We start from the raw sequence: 4,142 nt of genomic DNA on the forward strand, positions 1-4,142 counted from the left end.
GGTAACACCCAGGGCGGCACGCAGGGTGGCGCTGGCAACACCCAGGGCGGCACGCAGGGTGGCGCCGGTAACACCCAGGGCGGCACGCAGGGTGGCGCTGGCAACACCCAGGGCGGCACGCAGGGCGGTGCCGGCAACACCCAGGGCGGAACCCAGGGCGGTGCCGGCAACACCCAGGGCGGCACCCAGGGCTGACCGTTGGATTCGTGCCTCGCGGAGGAACCCTCCGCGAGGCACGACGTATGCGCTCGACGTGGAGGGAGACGGCCGTGCGTGGTGTGAGCCTCGCGGTCCCGGTCATCGCTGCCTGTTGCGCGGTCGGCGGGTGGGGTGCGTCGGCGGGTGCGGCGGAGGTGAGCGGGCCCTCGGACTCCTCGGCCGCCCGGCAGGCCACCGCGTACCCGGGGGAGCTCCGGTGTTACGCGACGCGGCGCGACCCGGGGACGGTGCGGTGTTACCGGCTGTCGGCGAAGGCCGAGTTCAGGCACGGGGAGATCGTGTACGTACCCATCCTCGTCGAGGTGCCCGTACCGCCCCGCCCGCCGTCCGTGACCGTCGTCGGCAGCCTGAACGACATCCGCCCGAGCACGCCAGGCCCGAGCACGCCAGGCCCGAGCGCCCCCGGCGGATGAGCGGCGGCGGTCACTTCGCGGTACCGGTGTCGATGACGCCGTACTCCAGGGCCAGCCGGGTGAGGTCGGCCCGGCGGCGGCAGCCGCTCTTCTTGCGGAGCCGTTCCAGATGCGTGTGCACCGTGTTCTCGGTGATGTTCAGCTTGGTGGCGATCTCGCGGTCCGTCGCGCCGCCGGCCAGCAGCTGGAGGATCTCCCGCTCGCGGCTCGTGATGCGGGGAGGGGCCGCGGGGATGCTCCGGCCCGCGAGACTGGCGCCGAAGTAGTCGCTCCCCGAGGCGACGGCACGCAGGGCCGTCAGCAGCTCCGGGATGCCGGTCTGCCGCCCCAGATAGCCGCGGGCTCCGGCCTGGATGCACAGCACGGCGTCGGACTGCGGCTCGGAGGCCGACAGGACGACGACCGCGTGCCCGGCCCGGTGCAGCCGGGCGACCTCGCCGGAGGTCGCCTGATCGCCGGACTGCAGGTTGACGAGAAGGATGATCTCCGCGCCGGACGGCACCCGCGGCACCTCGTCGACGCTCTCGACGAACCTGGCGATGTCGATGTCCGGCTGCGCGTTGATCGCCTGCGCGAGACCGAGCCGCAGCAGGGGCCAGTCGCAGATGACGACCAACGAGGTCACGGCTCGGCTCATCGGACGCTCCAGCGTGGGTGGGGCGAGGCCATCGGTCGGTCGCATGCGGAACGGCGGAACGGCGGAACGGCGGGCAGCGGGGGCCGCCCGGTCCCAGACTCGGCCCTTCCGCGAGCGGCGGCACCCCCGGTGATCCGTCCGGGGGAAGCCCGGGACGCGGGGCAGGCACCGGCCGCACGCGCTCCCGTCAGGCCCCTACTTCAGGCCCCCACTTCCCCCAACTCCGCGAGCGGCAGTGTGTGTTCGGTCTGGAGGACCTTCGCGCGCAGGTAACGGACGTTGTGGGGCGTGGTGAAGACCCCCGTCGGAACGCGGTCGCGTACCGATATGCCGAGGGCGCGCAACTGGGCGGCCTTGTCGGGGTTGTTGGAGAGGAGGTCCAGCTCGGTGACGCCGAGGGCGCCCAGCATCTGCGCGGCGGCGGTGTAGTCGCGGGCGTCCTCGGGGAGGCCGAGGGCGGCGTTCGCGGCGTAGGTGTCGAGGCCCTGGTCCTGGAGGGCGTAGGCGTCGAGCTTGTTGTAGAGGCCGATGCCGCGGCCCTCCTGGCGGAGGTAGAGGAGGACGCCGCCGCGTACGGCGATCCGCTCGACCGCCTCGCGCAGCTGGGGCCCGCAGTCGCAGCGGGCCGAGCCGAACACGTCGCCGGTCAGGCACTCGGAGTGCAGCCGCACCAGCGGCACCGGGCCGGGGTCGCCGAGGACGAGGGCGAGGTGCTCCTGGCCGTCGGTGAGCCCGTGGAAGGTGACCAGTTCGGCGTCGGCCGCGTAGCCGTCGCCGAAGCGCAGCGGCACCCGGACACGGGCGCGCGGGGTGGCGGCGGGGGTGTCGGACATCGGGCCTCCGGGTTCCGTGCGGTTGGCGTCGCGGGCGTCGTCCGCGCTCCATCTGCTTCAGATTTGAAACAGAGCGGTACGGTTCCGGACCCTATCCCATGCTTCAAAGTTGAATCAACCGTCAACCATCCCTCACGGGCCCGGCGAAGCACCTCAGCGCGGCACCTCAGCGTGGCGGCTCCGCGCCCGGCGTCGAACGCCGCCGCCACGGCACCTCGTCCGCCGTGCCTCCCGCCTCCTCGCCCTGGAGCCCCCGCGCCACCCCCGCGCAGATCTCCTCCAGCTGCCGTACCTGCTCCGGGGTCAGCCGGTCGAAGAGGTTCGCGCGGACCGTGTCGACATGGCCGGGGGCCGTGCGCTCCAGGACCGCCATCCCCTCGTCGGTCAGCACCGCGATGCTGCTGCGCCGGTCCCAGCGGCAGTCCTCGCGCCGTACCAGGCCGTCCCGTTCCAGCCGGTTCGCCGCGTACGTCAGCCGACTGCGGGTGATCTTCAGGTGCTCCGCGAGGTCGGTCATGCGCAGCCGCCGGTCGGGCGCCTCGGAGAGGGTGGCCAGCACCGAGTAGAAAAGGTGCGGCATCCCGGCGTCCTGCTGGAGCTGCCGGTCGATCGCGTCCTCCAGCAACTGGGAGGCGGCGAGGTAGGCGCGCCAGGCGCGCTGCTCCTCGGGCGTGAGCCAGCGGGTCGTCATGTCGCCAGTGTAAGTTTGTTTCAAACTTGAACCAAGATCAGCCCACACGTCACCCGGAGAGAGCGCGCCGATGCCGTATCCGTACGTCCTGCTGTCCGCCGCCGTCTCCCTCGACGGCTACCTGGACGACACCGGCCCCGACCGCCTGCTCCTCTCCAGCCCCGCCGACTTCGACCGGGTGGACGAGGTGCGCGCCTCCGTCGACGCCATCCTGATCGGCGCCGGGACCATCCGCGCCGACAACCCCCGCCTCCTCGTCAACGCGCCGGGGCGTCGCGCGGTCCGTCGGGCCGAGGGCAGGCCGGAGTACCCGCTCAAGGTCACCGTCACCGCCTCCGGTGACCTCGACCCGGACGCCAACTTCTGGCACACGGGCGGCGAGAAGATCGTCTACACGACCGACCCTGGCGCCGAGCGGGCCTCCCGCCTCCTCGGCCGCACCGCCGACGTCGTCTCCCTCGGCCCCGCCCTCGACTGGCGCGCCCTGCTCACCCATCTGCACGACGAGCGCGGCGTACGGCGCCTGATGGTCGAGGGCGGCGGGACCGTCCACACCCAGCTCCTTCAGCAGGGCCTCGCCGACGAACTCCAGCTGGTCCTCGCGCCGCTCTTCGTCGGCGACCCGGCCGCGCCCCGCCTCTTCGGACCCGGCGCCTACCAGGGCGGCCGCCTCCGCCTCACCGAGAGCCGCCGCATCGAGGACGTGGTGCTCATGCGCTACGAGCCCACCGCCCCCGGCACCGGCCCGCTGCCCGTCGCCGCCGACCACCGCTGGCTGCGCACCGCCTGCGAGCTGGCCGCGCTGTGCCCGCCCTCGGACACCGCATTCAGTGTCGGCGCGGTGGTGGTCGCCGCCGACGGGACCGAGCTGGCGCGCGGCCACTCGCGCGAGGACGGCGACCCGGTGGTCCACGCGGAGGAGGCCGCCCTCGCCAAGGTCGCCCCGGACGACCCGCGGCTGCCCGGCGCCACCGTCTACAGCAGCCTGGAGCCGTGCGCCCGCCGCGCCTCCCGGCCCGTCCCGTGCGCCGGGCTGATCCTGCGCTCGGGCGTACGCCGGGTGGTCACCGCGTGGCGCGAGCCGGACACCTTCGTGACGGCGGCCGACGGGTCCGGGGTCCTGGCGGACGGGGGCGTGACAGTGGTGACGCTGCCCGAGTACGAGGCGGCGGCGAAAGCCCCGAACGGCCACTTGCTGCCCTGAGGCGCAGGTCACGCCCAACGGATGTGCATCCGACCCCGCGGATGACGTATGGTTGAGACACAACGACGCGGGGTGGAGCAGCTCGGTAGCTCGCTGGGCTCATAACCCAGAGGTCGCAGGTTCAAATCCTGTCCCCGCTACTGAA

Annotated in this window: 5 protein-coding genes and 1 tRNA gene; 3 read left to right on the forward strand and 3 right to left on the reverse strand. The window is 73.1% G+C overall.

Annotation, left to right across the window (positions count from 1 at the left end; all coding sequences use genetic code 11):
* On the forward strand, positions 1-195 hold a 195-nt coding region (locus tag GTW40_RS27125), incomplete at its 5' end, for a hypothetical protein (RefSeq protein WP_202486480.1).
* Positions 196-642: 447 nt separating this feature from the next.
* Here the strand turns inward: GTW40_RS27125 and GTW40_RS27130 are convergent.
* The 3 genes from GTW40_RS27130 to GTW40_RS27140 all read right to left on the reverse strand — a co-directional run bounded on the left by GTW40_RS27130 (position 643) and on the right by GTW40_RS27140 (position 2,793).
* Positions 643-1,269 carry a response regulator transcription factor gene (locus GTW40_RS27130; RefSeq protein WP_161182775.1) on the reverse strand — a complete coding sequence of 209 codons (627 nt, stop codon included), beginning with the start codon at positions 1,267-1,269 and terminating at the stop codon, positions 643-645.
* A gap of 200 nt (positions 1,270-1,469) precedes the next feature.
* Entirely contained in the window at positions 1,470-2,102 is a 633-nt protein-coding gene (gene ribA, locus GTW40_RS27135) for a GTP cyclohydrolase II (protein WP_161182776.1), read from the reverse strand.
* 166 nt (positions 2,103-2,268) lie between these two features.
* Positions 2,269-2,793: a MarR family transcriptional regulator gene (locus tag GTW40_RS27140; protein WP_161182777.1), complete on the reverse strand. Its 525-nt coding sequence runs from the start codon at positions 2,791-2,793 to the stop codon at positions 2,269-2,271.
* A 70-nt stretch (positions 2,794-2,863) separates the two neighbouring features.
* Between GTW40_RS27140 and GTW40_RS27145 the strand changes: the two genes are divergently transcribed.
* Both GTW40_RS27145 and GTW40_RS27150 read left to right on the forward strand, forming a co-directional pair.
* Complete coding sequence (locus GTW40_RS27145) at positions 2,864-3,997, forward strand: dihydrofolate reductase family protein (RefSeq protein WP_161182778.1); 1,134 nt, start codon at positions 2,864-2,866, stop codon at positions 3,995-3,997.
* 66 nt (positions 3,998-4,063) lie between these two features.
* Positions 4,064-4,137: transfer RNA gene (locus GTW40_RS27150), tRNA-Met, on the forward strand.
* Positions 4,138-4,142 lie beyond the last annotated feature (5 nt).

This window comes from Streptomyces sp. SID4985, assembly GCF_009863025.1.
GTDB lineage: Bacteria > Actinomycetota > Actinomycetes > Streptomycetales > Streptomycetaceae > Streptomyces.

Bases quoted from the DNA above. Each gene is read 5' to 3' on its own strand.
- GTW40_RS27130 (WP_161182775.1), bottom strand. From the start codon at position 1,269: ATGAGCCGAGCCGTGACCTCGTTGGTCGTCATCTGCGACTGGCCCCTG.
- ribA (WP_161182776.1), bottom strand. From the start codon at position 2,102: ATGTCCGACACCCCCGCCGCCACCCCGCGCGCCCGTGTCCGGGTGCCG.
- GTW40_RS27140 (WP_161182777.1), bottom strand. From the start codon at position 2,793: ATGACGACCCGCTGGCTCACGCCCGAGGAGCAGCGCGCCTGGCGCGCC.
- GTW40_RS27145 (WP_161182778.1), top strand. From the start codon at position 2,864: ATGCCGTATCCGTACGTCCTGCTGTCCGCCGCCGTCTCCCTCGACGGC.